General features: G+C 57.9%; 17 protein-coding genes. 12 read left to right on the forward strand and 5 right to left on the reverse strand.

The window, feature by feature from the left end:
- Positions 1-5: 5 nt before the first annotated feature.
- Together ACR0EK_RS14775 and ACR0EK_RS14780 are read right to left on the reverse strand one after the other, a co-directional pair.
- The gene (locus tag ACR0EK_RS14775; protein WP_209504968.1) at positions 6-587 is read right to left on the reverse strand and encodes a transglycosylase SLT domain-containing protein; all 582 of its coding nucleotides are present in this window, start codon (positions 585-587) and stop codon (positions 6-8) included.
- Between the two features lie 61 nt (positions 588-648).
- A complete protein-coding gene (locus tag ACR0EK_RS14780) occupies positions 649-1,530 on the reverse strand; it encodes an AEC family transporter (RefSeq protein WP_480506411.1) in 882 nt (293 codons plus the stop codon).
- An 80-nt stretch (positions 1,531-1,610) separates the two neighbouring features.
- Between ACR0EK_RS14780 and hspQ the strand changes: the two genes are divergently transcribed.
- Complete coding sequence (hspQ, locus tag ACR0EK_RS14785) at positions 1,611-1,937, forward strand: heat shock protein HspQ (RefSeq protein WP_209504966.1); 327 nt, start codon at positions 1,611-1,613, stop codon at positions 1,935-1,937.
- A 35-nt stretch (positions 1,938-1,972) separates the two neighbouring features.
- On the opposite strand, the gene ACR0EK_RS14790 is transcribed toward hspQ, so the two are convergent.
- The 3 genes from ACR0EK_RS14790 to ACR0EK_RS14800 form a co-directional block, all read right to left on the reverse strand.
- The gene (locus ACR0EK_RS14790; protein WP_480900446.1) at positions 1,973-3,550 is read right to left on the reverse strand and encodes a gamma-glutamyltransferase family protein; all 1,578 of its coding nucleotides are present in this window, start codon (positions 3,548-3,550) and stop codon (positions 1,973-1,975) included.
- 219 nt (positions 3,551-3,769) lie between these two features.
- Positions 3,770-4,219 carry an ATP-binding protein gene (locus tag ACR0EK_RS14795; RefSeq protein WP_267365664.1) on the reverse strand — a complete coding sequence of 150 codons (450 nt, stop codon included), beginning with the start codon at positions 4,217-4,219 and terminating at the stop codon, positions 3,770-3,772.
- Between the two features lie 21 nt (positions 4,220-4,240).
- Complete coding sequence (locus tag ACR0EK_RS14800) at positions 4,241-4,579, reverse strand: STAS domain-containing protein (RefSeq protein WP_480484099.1); 339 nt, start codon at positions 4,577-4,579, stop codon at positions 4,241-4,243.
- Positions 4,580-4,680: 101 nt separating this feature from the next.
- On the opposite strand from ACR0EK_RS14800, the gene ACR0EK_RS14805 reads away from it, so the two are divergent.
- From ACR0EK_RS14805 to ACR0EK_RS14855, 11 genes are all read left to right on the forward strand, one after another.
- Positions 4,681-5,853: a thiolase family protein gene (locus tag ACR0EK_RS14805; protein ID WP_480900444.1), complete on the forward strand. Its 1,173-nt coding sequence runs from the start codon at positions 4,681-4,683 to the stop codon at positions 5,851-5,853.
- A gap of 73 nt (positions 5,854-5,926) precedes the next feature.
- Positions 5,927-6,382 carry a GAF domain-containing protein gene (locus ACR0EK_RS14810; RefSeq protein ID WP_480488625.1) on the forward strand — a complete coding sequence of 152 codons (456 nt, stop codon included), beginning with the start codon at positions 5,927-5,929 and terminating at the stop codon, positions 6,380-6,382.
- Between the two features lie 100 nt (positions 6,383-6,482).
- Positions 6,483-7,001: a GNAT family N-acetyltransferase gene (locus ACR0EK_RS14815; RefSeq protein ID WP_480900442.1), complete on the forward strand. Its 519-nt coding sequence runs from the start codon at positions 6,483-6,485 to the stop codon at positions 6,999-7,001.
- A gap of 126 nt (positions 7,002-7,127) precedes the next feature.
- Positions 7,128-7,697: a helix-turn-helix domain-containing protein gene (locus tag ACR0EK_RS14820; RefSeq protein ID WP_267365885.1), complete on the forward strand. Its 570-nt coding sequence runs from the start codon at positions 7,128-7,130 to the stop codon at positions 7,695-7,697.
- Positions 7,697-8,320 carry a LysE family translocator gene (locus ACR0EK_RS14825; protein WP_480484096.1) on the forward strand — a complete coding sequence of 208 codons (624 nt, stop codon included), beginning with the start codon at positions 7,697-7,699 and terminating at the stop codon, positions 8,318-8,320. Before ACR0EK_RS14820 ends, ACR0EK_RS14825 begins: the two co-directional genes overlap by 1 nt.
- Before the next feature lie 4 nt (positions 8,321-8,324).
- Complete coding sequence (locus tag ACR0EK_RS14830; RefSeq protein WP_480484095.1) at positions 8,325-8,705, forward strand: GFA family protein; 381 nt, start codon at positions 8,325-8,327, stop codon at positions 8,703-8,705.
- A gap of 15 nt (positions 8,706-8,720) precedes the next feature.
- Positions 8,721-11,174, forward strand: coding sequence for a GcvT family protein (locus ACR0EK_RS14835; protein ID WP_480900438.1), 2,454 nt, complete (start codon positions 8,721-8,723; stop codon positions 11,172-11,174).
- A gap of 14 nt (positions 11,175-11,188) precedes the next feature.
- Entirely contained in the window at positions 11,189-12,223 is a 1,035-nt protein-coding gene (locus ACR0EK_RS14840; protein WP_480774083.1) for an alcohol dehydrogenase family protein, read from the forward strand.
- Between the two features lie 11 nt (positions 12,224-12,234).
- Positions 12,235-13,128 carry a homocysteine S-methyltransferase family protein gene (locus ACR0EK_RS14845; RefSeq protein WP_480967902.1) on the forward strand — a complete coding sequence of 298 codons (894 nt, stop codon included), beginning with the start codon at positions 12,235-12,237 and terminating at the stop codon, positions 13,126-13,128.
- Between the two features lie 10 nt (positions 13,129-13,138).
- Positions 13,139-14,113: a GlxA family transcriptional regulator gene (locus ACR0EK_RS14850; protein ID WP_480967903.1), complete on the forward strand. Its 975-nt coding sequence runs from the start codon at positions 13,139-13,141 to the stop codon at positions 14,111-14,113.
- A gap of 89 nt (positions 14,114-14,202) precedes the next feature.
- Positions 14,203-16,656: a GcvT family protein gene (locus ACR0EK_RS14855; protein ID WP_480900435.1), complete on the forward strand. Its 2,454-nt coding sequence runs from the start codon at positions 14,203-14,205 to the stop codon at positions 16,654-16,656.
- The last annotated feature ends 231 nt before the right edge of the window (positions 16,657-16,887 follow it).

Raw genomic sequence — 16,887 nt, forward strand, 5'->3', positions numbered from 1 at the left:
GCTGGTCAATACCGGCAGTTTGCCAACTGTGCCTGATACAGTTGCGCGCGCGCGTCCACGTCATTGGCCACGCTCAACAACCACGACTTGCTGTTGTGGGTGCCGCGAGCGTACCCCGTGTGACCTTCGTGATAGGCCAGGTATTGATTGCGTGTGTCGCCGGGGTGGATGCCGTTGCGCTCATAGCTTTTGTTCATATACCAGCCGATGAAGTCCGAGGCATCGCGGATGCGATCCCGCTTGGCCCGGCGCTTGCCGGTTTCGCGCTGATATTGATCCCAGGTGCCGTCCAGTGCCTGGCTGAACCCATAGGCGCTGCTTTGCCGCCCCATCGGGATCACGCCCAGCACGTAACGGTGCGGGGTACGCGCGTCGTGGCGATATCGGCTTTCCTGATAAATCGTGGCCATCTGAACGTGAACCGGAACACCCCATTTCTGCTCGGTGCTTTTGAAAGCCTTGATAAAATCCGGTCGTTCGTGCGCAATGCTGCACGCGTCGTTCAGTTTGCTGGGCGGTTGTTTTGACCCGCCGCCACAGGATGCCAAAAGCAGCACCCCGAAGAGTACGATAAGAATTCTGCTCATGTGCCTCATGCCTTTTTTTGTTTATTCTAGCGCAGATTGAGCTCTGAGGAAATCACAATCGCTATAAAATAATGGCAAGAATTATGGGTAACGCCGCCACGGAAAGTACGGTGGACACCATGACCATGCCGGCAACGGCATCGGAATCGGCTTCAAATCGTTCTGCCAACAAGTATGAGGTCACAGCGACCGGTGTACAAATTTGCAATACCAGAACGCCAAAGGCGACAGTGTCCAGATCAAACAACACCCCAATCCCCCAGCCCAACGCAAAGCAGACGATAAGTTTCAGGACTGACAGCCAGAGCGCTTGCCCCAGACTACGCGAGGTCAGGCGGGCGATTGCCACACCGACCGTGACCAACATCAGCGGAACAGCCATTTGCCCCAAAAGCTCTAACGTGTTGGTTAGAAATGTCGGAGTTTGCCACCCCTGCCACAAAAACACCGCACCCAGAATGGTCGCCCAAGCCATCGGCTGGCGTAAGACCTGTCCCCATGCGCCTTTTCCGGCGACTAGGTAGATCCCATAGGTGAAAGAAAACAGCGCGGTTACAGACAGAAAGATGACCGCGTAACCCAAACCAATCTGCCCGAACGCAAAGATACATAGCGGCAGGCCAAGATTGCCGGTATTGCCGAAAATCAGCGGTGACAGGTACGTGCGCTGATCCAGTTTCAATCCGCGAACAATCAACCAGAACACCCCAGCCAGCAGAAGATTTGCGACCAGAGTTGCCGACGTGAAACGCGACAAATCTCCGCCCGGAATGTCGGTTTGCATGAGTGCAACAAAGATCAGACTGGGCATTGCCAGCGTCGTTGCAAAGCGTGTCACAAATTGCAGCCGGTATTCGAACCCCAGTTTGACCCACGTAAAGCCAATGGCCGCCAAGAGAAAAACCGGGGCCACGATTTCGAACACTGTCAGTATTAGGTTCACAGACTGTTTCCCTGAATTTCACATCAATGATTGGCATTTCGGGCCAAAAACCGTTAGTAAATGCGGTGGGGGCCGAAACAATGTTAAAGACACGCGCGAAATACGGATTGGGCCAGGTGGTCCGTCACAAGAAACACCCTTTTCGAGGGGTGATTTTTGACGTGGACCCGGAATTTTCGAACACAGAAGAATGGTATCAGGCCATTCCGGAAGACAGCCGTCCGCGGAAAGAACAGCCGTTCTACCACCTGCTGGCAGAGAACGACCAATCCTTCTATGTTGCTTATGTTTCAGAACAAAATCTGGTTGCAGACTATTCTGGAGAGCCGGTCGAGCACCCGGATATCTCCAACATGTTCGGCCCGTTTGAAGACGGTGCTTACCCTCTGCATTTCCACCTGAACTAGGTTTGGCGAAACGGTCGGCATTGTACTGCCGCTGATCAGTATCCAAGGGCGCACCCATCTTTGCGCGGGTCGCTGGCACCTTCCAAAACACCGTCTTTTCGGATTCGGATTGCTTGCGCTCCTCCAAGTGGCGTTTCTGGAATTTCAATATTGTGTCCAATTTCAGACAATTGTTTCGCTACCTCTTCGGAATAGCCCCGCTCCAGCTTCAGGACATTCCCATCGAAAAAGGCACGCGGCGCGTTGATGCTTTCCTGTAGCTCCAGCCCAAAGTCCCTAAGGTTCGAAACGAAACGCGCGTGCCCGGTCGGTTGATAAGCACCGCCCATGACGCCGAATGGCATCGTGACACGGTCATTCTCGGTCAACATCCCCGGTATGATCGTGTGCATCGGGCGCTTGCCGCCAGCCAGTTCATTGGGGTGACCCGGCTGAAGCGTGAACCCCGCGCCCCTGTTCTGAAGCAAGATACCGTATTTCTCGGATGCGATCCCTGATCCAAAGCCATGAAAGATCGAATAGATCAGCGACACAGCCATAAGGTCGCGATCGACCACCGTGATATAGACCGTGTCCCTGTGAATGGCTTCCGTCAAAGGTGCTGCTGCGGGCATTGCGCCTTTTGGGTCAATCAATGCAGCCAGCCGGACCGCAACATCCAAATCAAGAAACCGCTCGGCCCGTGCGACATGATCGGGATCCGCAATGAACCGGTTGCGCGCGTCATAAGCCAGCTTGGTGGCTTCAGCCTCGATATGAACCCGTTCTGCTCCAAATGGATCCATACTGGCCAGATCGAATTGTTTTAGAATGTTCAGCAACAGGATCGCGGTCGCGCCTTGGCCGTTTGGCGGGTGTTCGACCAGATCAACACCCTTGTAGGCTCCGCGCATGGGCTGCGTTTCAGTGCACTTGGTGCAGTGAAAGTCTTCGGCGGTGTGGACACCTCCGCGTGCAGACAGGGCCCGGATCATATCCTCGGCAATGTCTCCTGAATAAAATGCGTCGCGTCCCTGACTGGCGATCCTGCGCAAGACCTCAGCCTGACCGGGGGCGCGAAAGATCTGACCGATAGCTGGTATCTGCCCTTTGATCAGATAATGGTCACGCGCAGCACCCTGTAATGTGGCCGCCCCGGTTTTCCAGTCAAACGCAACCCGGGGGGCCACCGGAACGCCAGCCTCGGCATAGTGGATTGCGGGTTCCAGAATCGCGTCCAGCCCCAATCGCCCTTCGGTTTCTGCAAGGTGACAGAAGGCGTCCACGGCACCGGGAACAGTCACCGCATCCGGACCGCTCAACGGTACAGACGACAGGCCTTTGTCCCGCAAGGGCTGCGCCCGCGCGGCGGCCGGTGCGCGACCCGATCCGTTCAATGCGCGTATCCGGTTTTCGCCCGCACGGCTGAACAAAACGAAACAATCGCCCCCCAACCCGGTCATCTGCGGTTCGCAGATGCCAAGCAGAACCGCACCTGCTATCGCGGCGTCCATGGCGTTGCCGCCGCGCTCAAGAATATCGATTGCCACTTTGGCGGCTAGCGGGTGCGACGTTGCGCACATCCCCCGCGTTGCAAAAACTTCCGACCGGCCAGGTTTGTGCAGATCACGCATGGTGGGTTCTTTCTCCTTCAAACAGGGGAAAGCTATTCTCTGATTGCCGGTTGTCCAGTCAATTCAAGTTTGGGGGGAGATCCTCGGCGCCGTTCACTGGGTGGGGGCTGTGATAATTGGCGCCGAGGGAAGCTATCTGAGCTACGAGTCACTGTATGGCGGCGATTTGCGGCGCGACAATGTTTCGAAAATGGCGTTATTGTGGCCAATTGCGGCTGATTACCCGTTCTTGTCAAAGTTAAATCGCAGGGATAGCCGATTGCACCCGTCGCGACGCTCATAACAGATATCGCTGGTCAGTTGATGAATCAGGAACCAGCCGAACCCGCCTTCGGGCAAATCCTGAATGCGGGTTCCCAGTGGTGCCGGCGTTCCGTCTGGTGGTTCGTAGCCGGGCAATGGATGGCCCGTGTCCGAAATCAGAATGTCCAGCCGGTTTCTGTCCAATCGGCATGTCACCTGAACCCCGGCCGGGGCCACGTCCATATAGGCATGTTCCACAACGTTGTTGATTGCTTCTGCCAGTGCGATCTTGACATCGTCCGCCTTGTGCGGCGGCAACCCTCGTTTCGCCAGTCCGGCGCTGAGTTTCGCAATCCCCGCACTGGCTTCTGTTTCCGTTGCGGGAAAGCTCAATTCCAGGCAGGTCGCGTTACAAATGGGCTCCACGTTGTCGCACTCCTGCTGTTGTCACCTGTCTGGTTCCGACAGGGCGTCATCCAGTGTTGCAAACAACCTGAACACGGTATCCATGCGCGTCAGGCGAAAGACCTTTTCCACCACGGGCTGCGGGCCTGCCAGATCAAGCCTTCGGTTCAGCCCCAGTTGTTTCATGGACGCTACGATTGCGCCCAGTCCGCTTGAATCGATGAACTCGACGCCTGAAAGGTCCAGGACAACCCGATCGGCGCAGGCCTCGGTCTCTGCGCGCATGTCTTCTTTGAACTGAATGGCCATCGCAGCGTCGATCCGGTCAGAGTGAACCGTGATAATCTGTGTCGTTCCGTCTGATGTGCTGGTCAGCCCCATGGTCCGGCTGCCTCCAATCTGAAAATGAGTCGTAGAAATACGCTAGACGCGAATTCTTACCATTCGGTATTCAAGGGCCGGACGACAGGAGGATTATCCGGATGAGAGATGTTGTTATTGCAGGTGCTGCCAGAACACCAATGGGTGGTTTTCAGGGCATGTTCGACGGTGTCGCAGCATCCGAGCTTGGCGGCGCAGCGATTCGTGCCGCGTTAAAGCAGGCAGGGGCGCAGACGGTTGACGAGGTGTTGATGGGATGTGTCCTGCCCGCAGGTCAGGGGCAGGCACCGGCGCGCCAGGCGGGTTTCGCGGCGGGTTTAGGCGAGGAGGTTCCTGCCACCACGCTGAACAAGATGTGTGGTTCCGGGATGAAGGCGGCGATGATGGCCTTCGACCAGATCGCATTGGGTCTTGCGGACACAATGGTCGCCGGAGGGATGGAGAGCATGACCAACGCGCCCTACCTGCTGCCGAAAATGCGGGGCGGTGCGCGCATCGGTCATGGTCAGGTGATCGACCACATGTTCCTTGACGGGCTGGAAGACGCCTATGACAAGGGCCGCCTGATGGGAACCTTTGCCGAAGACTGCGCCGAGGCGTATCAGTTCACCCGCGAAGCGCAGGATGAATATGCCTTGAAATCCTTGTCCAACGCACTTTCCGCGCAAGAAAGCGGTGCTTTCGAGGGCGAGATCGTCCCCGTCACAGTGCGCACGCGTAAGGGTGAGGTCGTACAGGTCGCTGATGAGCAACCCAAATCCGCCCGTCCCGAGAAAATTCCGACACTGAAACCGGCTTTCCGCAAGGACGGGACAGTGACCGCCGCCAATTCCTCGTCAATATCCGACGGCGCGGCGGCGCTTGTTCTGGCATCGGCTGAGGCGGCAGAAGCGCAAGGACTGACAGTTCGGGCCCGGATTTTGGGACATGCCAGCCATGCTCAAGCGCCCGGACTTTTCACGACTGCACCGGTTCCGGCGGCGCAAAAGCTTCTGTCCCGCATCGGTTGGAACAAGGATGATGTCGACCTGTGGGAGGTCAACGAAGCCTTCGCAGTTGTGCCGATGGCTTTCATGCACGAAATGGGATTGCCGCGCGACAGGGTAAACGTAAATGGCGGGGCCTGCGCCTTGGGCCATCCTATTGGCGCATCTGGCGCCCGTATTCTGGTCACTTTGTTGAACGCGCTCGAGAAACGAAATCTCAAGCGGGGGGTTGCTGCAATCTGTATCGGCGGCGGTGAAGGAACAGCTATCGCGATCGAACGCATTTGACCCTTCATCTTTTTCGAAATACTCCGGGGGTTCGGGGGCGGCGCCCCCGAGTTTTCCAAGGGGTTTGGAACCTATGACCGTCGATTACAGCGCGCTGGCTAGTACAATTGCAGCATTGACCGAAGGCGAAAACGATCAGGTTGCCCTGATGGCTACCGTTGCTTGCGAGGTCCACCATTCCGACGATCGTTTCGACTGGACCGGGTTTTACCGGGTGACAGAACCGGGCTTGCTTAAAATTGGCCCGTATCAAGGTGGCCATGGCTGCCTCGTCATCCCGTTCGAACGCGGCGTCTGCGGGGCGGCAGCGCGCACCGGCGAAGTGCAACTGGTGCCCGACGTGGACGCGTTTCCGGGTCACATCGCCTGCGCCTCGTCCACCCGATCCGAACTGGTTCTGCCGGTCCGGAACGCATCGGGCGAGCTGATTGCAGTTTTCGACATCGACAGCAATCAACCCGACGCGTTCTCAACCGAAGACGCGGATAACCTGTCCGCGATCCTGTCAAAGACCTTCGCGCAAGCCTGATTGATTTTCGGTCTGTACAAGGTGCGTCTACCGGTTTCCTCTTTTCGATTTCGCTCGGGGTTTGATAAAACAGGAAAGCCCGAACCGTATTGGATTAACCATGGTCCCAGGCCATTTCCGAACTCCGCGCCTCTCGGTTCGCAACTGGAAGGTTGAACTCGCCGATCCGCGATTGCGGGTTCGGCTTGAAGATGATCTTGTCACGCTTCTGACCCCTGAGGTCCTGAAACACCTGCCGCCCCCGATGCAGTTGCAGGGCCGGGAGATTTCGAACTGGATTGATGAAAGACGTGCTGAAAGCGATATTCTGCTTGCGCGCCAAAGCCGCGGTAACCACCTGATCGGCCTCATGGTGTTGGCCATGAGTTCTGACACCGAGGCAATTCCAAGCCTTCACATCGGCTATTTGGTTGCTCAAACCGCTTGGGGGAATGGTTACGCCCCCGAGTTGCTGCAAGGCTTGCAGGACGCATTGACGCCTGGGCCTGCCGTGCGTCTCATTGCCGGGGTCGGGCGTGACAATCCAGGTTCAGCCCGCGTTCTGGAAAAAACAGGCTTTACGCTTTGGCCGGAGCGCGCCTCGGACACCGCCGATATTTATGTTTACCATATTAGCTGAGTGACCGAGCCGTCAGGGCATAGCCAATCCGGAATATGGATCCACGTGAAAAAATGCTTGGAAATTTCATGGAATCGAGTCATCGTGAAAAAAGAGGTGAAATTTTCACGAGCGTTGGAGCTATCCTTGAACAGTCAGGCCCCGCAAAGTGCGACACTCGGTGCTGATATCCGCGCGCTGCGCAAGGCGCGAGGATTGACGCTGAGTGATATCGCGATCCGGTTGGACAGGTCTGTGGGCTGGCTCAGCCAGGTTGAGCGTGACATGTCCGAGCCGTCGATCTCGGACCTGAGGCAGATCGCCGAATGCCTTGGCGTCCCCATGTCGATGTTGTTTGCGCATTCGGCGGCACCGGCGGACGAGCAGGGATATGTCGTGCGTGCCGGCTCGCGCCGCCCCATGGGGTCGGGCGAGGAAGGGTTGATCGAAGAGCTGCTCTCGCCGGATCTGACCGATGATTTTGAAATGGTGCATTCCACCTTCAAACCCAACTCGCAGATGCAGACACCGGCCAATCGCCCGACACAGGAAGTCGGATACATGATCTCGGGCAAGCTGGACCTGACAATCGGGGGACGCGCGTTCACGGTTGGGCCGGGTGACAGCTTTCGATTCCGACATGAACCCTATCAATGGGCCAACCCTTATGATGAGCCCGCTGTAGCCATCTGGGTTATCGCCCCGCCGGTTTATTGATGTCGTTCGAGGCCTGGACCATATTCGCGTTGTTCTGGGTGGTTTTCGTGACCACCCCGGGTCCGAACGCGGTCAATTGCATCTCGAACGGGATGAGCCTTCCGTTTCCAAGGGCAATGCTAGGCGTATTGGCTATTCTCACGCAGGCCAGCGCCTTTCTGATCCTGTCTGCGCTGGGTGTGACCGCCCTGATCGCTGCATCGCCGACCGGGTTCTTTGTCGCCAAGTTGATTGGCGCGGGATTTTTAATCTGGTTGGGGATTCGCGGCTGGATGAATGCGACAAGACCCGCACCAGCCTCCGAGCGTCCGGCGCGACATGTCTATCTGCACGCGCTTGCGGTGGCCACGATCAATCCCAAAAGCGTCGCCGGATACCTGGCCGCGTTTTCGCAGTTCGTTCAGCCCGAGGTTCCGATCTGGCAGCAGATGGGGGTTATCATGCCGACCGCGCTGGTCATCACCACACTCAGCTACACCGGCTTTACGGCGCTGGGTGCCTTGATGGGCAAGGCAGCGTTGGGCGCGGTGTTCAATATCTGGGTGCGCCGGATCACGGCGGCCTGTTTTGTCATCTACGGTGTGTTGTTGGGAACCAGCACCACACCCGCAACAAAGGGGTAGTCAGATGCATAAGGGATCCTGCCTTTGCGGCTCGGTCGCGTTCACGATCGACGGAGACCTGTCGCCGCCGTCGGTCTGCCATTGCGGACAGTGCCGCAGACAGTCGGGCCATGTCTGGGCTTCGACTTCGACCCATAAGGACAACCTGAGTTTCTCGGCCAGTGACACACTCAGCTGGTATTGCGCGTCTGACATCGCCCGGCGCGGATTTTGCAGCAAATGTGGCTCGTTCCTCTTCTGGCATCACAACCAGGAAGACACGATTTCGATTTCCATGGGCGCGCTGGACGCACCCACAGGTCTTTCGCTCTCGAAGCACATCTTTGTGGCTGACAAGGGCGACTACTACGACATTACGGACGATCTGCCTCAAGAGGCGCAGTAACAAGGATCAAAACGCATGAGTGATTTTCCAACAAAAGCCCGCGTGGTCATTATCGGAGGCGGTGTGGTGGGGGCTTCCTCGCTTTATCACCTTGCCAAGAAAGGCTGGACCGATTGTGTTCTGCTGGAAAAGAACGAACTGACTGCCGGGTCGACCTGGCATGCTGCAGGGAACGTTCCGACCTTTTCGACCTCATGGGCGATCATGAACATGCAGCGCTACTCGACCGAGCTGTATGCGCGTCTGGGTGAGGAAGTCGATTACCCGATGAACTACCACCAGACCGGTTCGATCCGACTGGCGCATTCGAAAGAACGTGTGCAGGAGTTCGAGCGCGCCATGGCGATGGGCCGCTATCAGGGTATCCCGATGGAAATGTGGACCCCGGAAGAGGCGAAAGAGCGCTATCCCTTCCTGGAAACGCACGATCTTGAAGGTGTTCTCTACGACCCGACGGATGGTGATATCGATCCGGCGCAGCTGACCCAGGCGCTGGCCAAGGGCGCACGCGATATGGGGCAGAAGATCATCCGTTTCTGCCCGGCGACTGGCGTGACGCAGCATGGCGACGGCACCTGGACCGTGCACACGGACAAAGGCGATATAGCCTGTGACTATGTTGTGAACGCAGCCGGGTATTATGCGCAGCGTGTGGGTGAATGGTTCAAGCCCTTCGGTGGCCGCACCGTTCCGGCAATGGTCATGAGTCACCAGTACCTGCTGACCGATGAAATCCCCGAGATCGAAGCATGGACCAAGCAAAGCGGTGCCAAGCTGCCGCTGCTGCGTGATGTGGATGTCTCTTACTACCTGCGGCAGGAAAAGAACGGCTTCAACCTTGGTCCTTACGAGCCCAACTGCAAGGGCCACTGGATGACCGAAGACGATCCGATGCCGGATGATTTCAGCTTTCAATTGTGGAATGACGATCTGGACCGCATCGAAGATATCGTCACCGATGCGATGGAGCGGGTGCCGCTGATGGCAACCTCGGGCGTTGGACGCGTCATCAACGGGCCGATCCCTTATGCGCCGGACGGGCTGCCGCTGATCGGCCCGATGCCGGGTGTGAAAAACGCGTTCGAGGCGCATACTTTCACCTTCGGCATCGCGCAGGGCGGTGGCGCAGGCAAGGTTCTGGCCGAGTGGGTCGTTGATGGCGCGACCGAATGGGACATGTGGGCCGTCGATCCGCGGCGCTACACCGATTACACCGATCAGGATTATTGCAACCAGAAAGGCATGGAAGTCTATGGTAACGAATATGCCATGCATTTCCCGCACCATGAATGGCCTGCCGCGCGCGACAAGAAACTGTCGCCCGTGCATGACAAGGTCAAAGCGCTGGGTGGCGTAATGGGTGCCTATAACGGCTGGGAACGCGCCAACTGGTTTGCCCAGCCCGGCGATGACACCTCGCTCGACGCGACCCATACCTGGGGACGGTCCGGACCGTGGGAACAGCGGATCAAGGAAGAATGTGAGGCCGTGCGCGATCATTGTGGCGTGTTGGACCTGCCGGGCTTCTCGCGGTTCAAAATACAGGGGCCGGGTGCTGATGAATGGCTGCGCGGTCTGGTTGCAGGGGCATTGCCCAAGATTGGTCGGGTTGGGCTGGTTTACTTCGCAGATGACCGCGGGCGCATCCTGACCGAAATGTCGGTCACGCGCGAGGCCGAAGACCTGTTCGTTCTGGTCACTGCAGCGACCGCGCAATGGCATGACCGTGAATGGCTTGAGCGTCACATACCCGCCGATGCCGAGTTCACGCTGGAAGACTGGACAACGCGGATGAGCACGCTGATCGTTACCGGGCCTCGATCTCGGGACATTCTCAGCAAAGTTACCGAGGCCGATCTGACCTTGCCGTGGCTCAGCTTTCAGGAAAGCGAAATCAAAGGCGGATGGGTCGCTCTGCTGCGTGTCTCATTCGCTGGTGAGCTGGGCTGGGAAGTTCACGCTGAAAATGCGGATATGCCTGCGATCTACGACGCGATCATCGATGCCGGTGCCAAGCCGTTCGGGATGTATGCGCTGAACTCGCTGCGGATCGAAAAGGGGTACCGCGCCTGGAAGGGCGATCTGTCGACCGACTATTCCCTGCTTGAAGGCGGGTTGGAGCGTTTCGTCAAGCTGGACAAACCGCAGGACTTCCCGGGCAAGGCCGCAATCCTGAACGAAAAGCAGCAAGGCGTGAAAAAGTCCTTCGTCACCCTGACTGTTGATGCGGGCGATTGCGACGCGCCGTATATGTCCTGCATCTGGCATGGCGATGAGATCGTGGGCGAAACCACATCCGGCGCATGGGGCTACCGTGTTGGTAAATCCATCGCGCTGGGCATGATCCGAGCCGAGCTTGCCAATCCGGGAACTGAGCTTGAGGTCGAAATCTACGGCCAGAAATGCCGCGCCGTGGTAGAGCTGGACCAGCCGCTCTGGGACCCCGAGAACGAGCGGTTGCGCGCGTGACGCTTCCGGCGACCATGTCTGGCGTCTATCTGACCGGCCATGGCGGGCCAGAGGCGCTGGAATGGCGCGACGATATCCCTGTCCCGGCCCCTGGGCCGGGGCAGGTGCTTGTTCGGGTCGCTGCAGCAGGCGTGAATAACACGGACATCAACACGCGGGTCGGCTGGTATTCATCGGATGTCACCGGTGCGACGGATGCCGTCGATCAGGATATTGAAGCCGGCGGATGGGGTGGCGCACTGAACTTTCCCCGCATTCAGGGGGGCGATCTGTGCGGGATCGTTGAAAAGGTTGGGCCAAACTCGGGGTTCAAAAAGGGCCAGCGCGTGACTTGCCCGATCAACCTGCCGCGTCCGCGCCCCGGCAGCCCTCAGGGCTTTATTGCGCTCGGGTCTGAGATTGATGGCGCTTTTGCCCAATACTGTCTGGTTGAAGCAAATGACCTTTATGACGTAAGTGCATCGCCCCTGTCAGACGTGGAAATTGCGGCCATTCCATGTGCCTTTGGTACTGCCGAAAACCTGCTGACGCGCGCGGGCGTGACGGCAGGGCAAAAGGTTCTGATCACCGGCGCGTCAGGCGGCGTTGGTCTGGCGGCGGTGCAGCTTGCTGCGCTGCGCGGAGCGTCGGTTTGGGGTGTGACGGCGGCAGCGAAGGCAGAGGTCGTCAAATCCCAAGGCGCGTTGGGCACATTTGGCCGGGATGAGCTGCCGCCGCAGGATATGTTCGACGCGGTTATAGATGTGGTGGGCGGGCCCGCATGGGCATCGCTGATCCTTGCCCTGAAACCCGGCGGGCACTACGCCGTTTCGGGGGCAATTGCCGGCCCGATTGTCGAGGCTGATCTGCGAGACATCTATTTGCGCGATATCACCATCCACGGCTGCACGCATCAGGCGCCCGAAGTCTTTTGCCGCCTTGTGGAGTTGATGAATACCGGACGGATCAAACCACTGGTTTCCCGAACCTACCCGTTGAAGGATATCGCCCGCGCACAGGCTGATTTTCAGGCAAAGACCCTTCCGGGTAAACTCGTGCTGCTGCCTTAAGGAGCAAGGACATGACAAAGATCACTCTGTTGGACGGTTCAATCGGACAGGAACTGGTCAAACGCAGCGGAGACCGGGCGACGCCGCTATGGTCCACACGTGTGATGATCGACCACCCTGATCTGGTCGGCGCGGTGCATGGCGACTACTTCCGCAGTGGTGCCACGGTTGCCACCACCAATACCTACGCCGTCCACCGCTCACGCCTGGTGCGGGTGGGGATGGAGGACCAGATGCCCGCCCTTATCGACACTGCCCTGACGCAGGCCGAACGTGCCTGTACTTCGACCGGGGGGCGGATTGCCGGGTCTCTGGGGCCGCTTCTGGCTTCTTACCGACCCGACCTGAATCCCGACCCGGCAGATGCGGCGGAAAAATTCGCTGAACTTGTGGCCTTGATGGCTGCACGCGTCGATCTGTTTCTGATCGAGACAGTATCTTCGGTGCAGGAGGCCGAGGGCGCGCTGCGTGGAACGACCGGATGTGGCAAACCAGTCTGGCTGTCATTCACGGTCAATGACGACGATGGCCGTCGCCTCAGGTCCGACGAACCACTCAGGGATGTCGCGTCTTTGGTAGAAGAGTTTTCGCCTGACGCGCTGCTGATCAATTGTTCGCGCCCCGAAGCGATCCCGGCTGCTCTGGGCATCCTGTCCGGCATGAACAAGCCCTATGGTGCTTACGCCAACGGCTTTACACATATTTCAGATGAGTTTCTAAAGGACGCGCCGACAGTGGATGCGTTGGATCAGCGCCATGATCTTGATCCCGATGCCTATGCGGATCACGTCATGCGTTGGGTCGGTCAGGGGGCTACGATTGTCGGCGGGTGCTGCGAAATTGGCCCGGACCACATCGAAGCGCTGGCCAAGCGGTTGCGTGCTGCCGGGCACGAGATCGTCTAAGGTGACAGCGATGAGGAAAGTTGCTTCTGATTCACCGCAGGCAATACAGCAACATTTCGATATTCTGGTCGCACCCGGATTTGTGCTGCTTGAACTGGCCTCATTGGTCGAGGTTCTCAGGCTGGCAAATCGTGTGTGTCCGAAGCCGCCGTTCACTTTTGCCTATCGGTCGCTCAGAGGTGGCCCGATCTCCAGCAGCAGCGACGCGGTGGTGCAAACGGAACCCGTGCAGAACCAGCCCAAGGCGAATTATCTTTTCGTGATCGGCAATTCTGACCCGGATCACCCGGACTTGTCTTTGGGGCGGGTGGTGTCGGACTATACTTTCCGCGATGCCAAGGTGTTTCTGCTGGCGGAAGCGGCCAGCCGGTATATCGACGAACAGGGTTCAGATGACTTGGCAACTCACTGGGAAAACGCCTCGTTCCTGCGGGAACGCGGGGCCCGGTTTGAAGCCAAACTGTCGATTGCAACCGAACAGGGCGCAGTTGTGACCTGTGCCGGAATGGAGGCGACAACAGACGTCGCTCTGGCAGTAATCGGTCGCCATATCTCAGGGCCTGCAAAGATGACCGTGGCGGACATCATGTTACATGAAAACATCCGGGATTTCGCCTCGATGCAGCCTTTCTCGGGGGTAAAGTTGACGGCGACCGGAGATGTTAAGCTGGATCAGTGCATCAAGCTCATGCAGGCCAATATTGAAGACCCTCTGCCGATCAATCAGATCGTCGATTCGCTGCAACTGTCGAACCGCTCGCTTGAGCGTAAGTTCAAAACCTTCTTTGGCACCACGCCCAACGGATTCTATCGCGAAATGCGGCTGGCCAAGGCCAATAACCTGCTTTTGAACACCACTATGAGCGTTCGCGAAATCGGGTTGGCCTGCGGTTTTCCGAACGGGTTTTCCTCTGTTTACAAAAGCTTCTTCGGAGTCACTCCCTTTGTCGTTCGGCGGGAAAAGCGGGCCGCGACACATCGGTGAAAAATGCGGATCTTGTGACGTTTTTGGTGCATTTATTGTCGATCTTCCGTGGCAGTTTACGCCAAACCTGACACAGCGGAGATTTCAGGATGGTTGATCTTCCCAGCAAGGCCCGAGTGGTCATCATCGGTGGCGGCGTCATCGGATGTTCGGTCGCGTATCATCTGACCAAGAAGGGCTGGACCGATGTTGTTCTGCTTGAGCGCAAGCAACTGACCAGCGGCACCACCTGGCACGCGGCGGGCCTGATCGGGCAACTGCGCGCGTCTTCCAACATGACCAAACTGGCGCGCTATTCCGCAGAGCTCTATCTGGGCCTTGAGGAAGAGACCGGTGTCGCCACCGGCCTGCGTCAGGTCGGGTCCGTTTCGGTCGCCCTGACCAGTGAGCGGTTGGAGGAGCTTCACCGAAATGCGGCAATGGCCCGCGCCTTTGGCGTGCCGGTCGAAGAGCTTTCTCCGACCGAAGTCAAAGAGCGATATGAGCACATCAACCTCGACGGCGTGGCAGGTGGCGTCTGGTTGCCAACCGATGGCCAGGCGGATCCTGCTAATATTGCCTTGGCGTTGGCCAAGGGTGCGCGTCAACGCGGTGGGGTGATCAAGGAACGGGTGAAGGTGACCGGGATTTCCCGGCGCGGACGGCGTGCAACCGGTGTCGACTGGGTCAGTGATGATGGGCAAATCCAAGGGCATATCGCCTGTGATATGGTTGTCAATTGCGCGGGAATGTGGGGGCGCGAGGTAGGCAAGATGGCCGGCGTGAATGTGCCGCTGCACGCCTGCGAACATTTCTATATCGTCTCTGAACCCATTGAAGGGTTGAGCCAGATGCCGGTTCTGCGGGTGCCAGATGAATGCGCCTACTACAAGGAAGACGCGGGCAAAATGATGTTGGGCGCATTCGAGCCCAATGCCAAACCCTGGGCCATGAACGGTATTCCCGACAACTTCGAGTTCGACCAACTGCCCGAGGATTTCGATCACTTCGAACCGATCCTCGAAGCGGCGTGCAACCGGATGCCAATGCTGTCCGAGGCGGGTATTCACACCTTCTTCAACGGCCCCGAATCCTTTACTCCCGACGACGCCTATCACCTGGGTCTGGCGCCCGAGATGGACAATTTTTGGGTCGCGGCCGGGTTCAACTCGATCGGTATCCAGTCCGCCGGTGGCGCGGGCATGTCGCTGGCCGAGTGGATGGATACCGGTGAAAAGCCCTTTGATCTGGGCGACGTGGATATCGGTCGGATGCAGCCGTTTCAGGGTAATAAGAAGTACTTATTTGAACGCTCAAAAGAAACGTTGGGATTGCTCTACGCCGACCACTACCCCTATCGCCAGAAAGCCACTGCACGCGGTGTGCGCCGAACCCCGTTCCACCATCACCTGAAAGAACAGGGCGCCGTTTTTGGAGAAATCGCAGGTTGGGAACGGGCCAATTGGTACGCGAATGAAGGGCAGGAGCGCGAATACCGGTACAGCTGGAAGCGCCAGAACTGGTTCGAGAATTCCGCTGCCGAGCACCGAGCCGTGCGCGAGAATGTGGGCATGTATGACATGTCTTCCTTCGGCAAGATTCGTGTGGAAGGCCCTGATGCCGAAAAGTTCATGAACTATATTGGCGGGGGTGACTACTCGGTCCCTGTCGGCAAGATCGTCTATACGCAGTTTTTGAACCGCACAGGCGGGATCGAAGCGGATGTCACCGCAACCCGCCTGACCGAAACCGCCTATCTGGTCGTGACCCCTGCAGCCACGCGCTTGGCGGATCAGACATGGATGATGCGCCATGTCGGGGATTTCAACGTGGTCATTACAGATGTCACAGCGGGTGAAGGCGTTCTCGCTGTCATGGGGCCAAACGCCCGGGCTCTGCTGGAAAAGGTCTCGCCCAACGATTTCACAAACGCGACCAACCCCTTTGGTACTGCCCAGCAGATCGAGATCGGAATGGGCCTGGCCCGTGCACATCGCGTGACCTATGTGGGTGAGCTTGGGTGGGAAATCTATATTTCCTCAGACATGGCGGGCCACGTCTTTGAGACCCTGCATGAGGCTGGTCAGGACATGGGGCTGAAGCTGTGTGGTATGCACATGATGGACAGCTGCCGGATCGAAAAGGGTTTCCGGCACTTCGGCCACGATATCACCTGTGAGGATCACGTGGTTGATGCTGGTCTTGGCTTTGCCGTCAAGGTGGACAAAGGCTGTGATTTCATCGGGCGTGAGGCGGTGATTGCACGAAAAGAAAGCGGCCCGAAAAGCCGTCTGGTACAGTTCCGTCTGACCGACCCTGAACCGCTGTTGTTCCACAACGAGCCGATCGTGCGTGATGGCGAATATGTCGGCTACCTGAGTTCCGGCAATTACGGTCATAGCCTCGGTGGTGCCATCGGAATGGGCTATGTCCCGTGCGAAGGTGAAAAGGCCGCAGACGTTCTGGGTTCAACCTATGAGATCGATGTTTGCGGCGTGAAGGTTAAAGCCGAAGCATCGCTTAAACCGATGTATGACCCGAAATCCGAACGGGTGAAGGTCTGACAGACAGGGTAGGGGGCGCTGCCCCCGCCGCCCGTGCCGGGCGACTCCCCCGGGATATTTTGGGCCAGATGAAGTGCGGATCCCTTGCTTCACCTGGCTCTAAATATCCCGGAGCGCGAGGCAGAGCCTCGCAATTTTAGGGGCAACAGCTGCGGTCAGCAAACTTATCACAAATCGTTATGTGACACTTCACTGTTTTCAGAGTTTTCAATCCGTTCAGTTCTGCCGTAA

The organism is Ruegeria sp. AE4, from assembly GCF_056542185.1.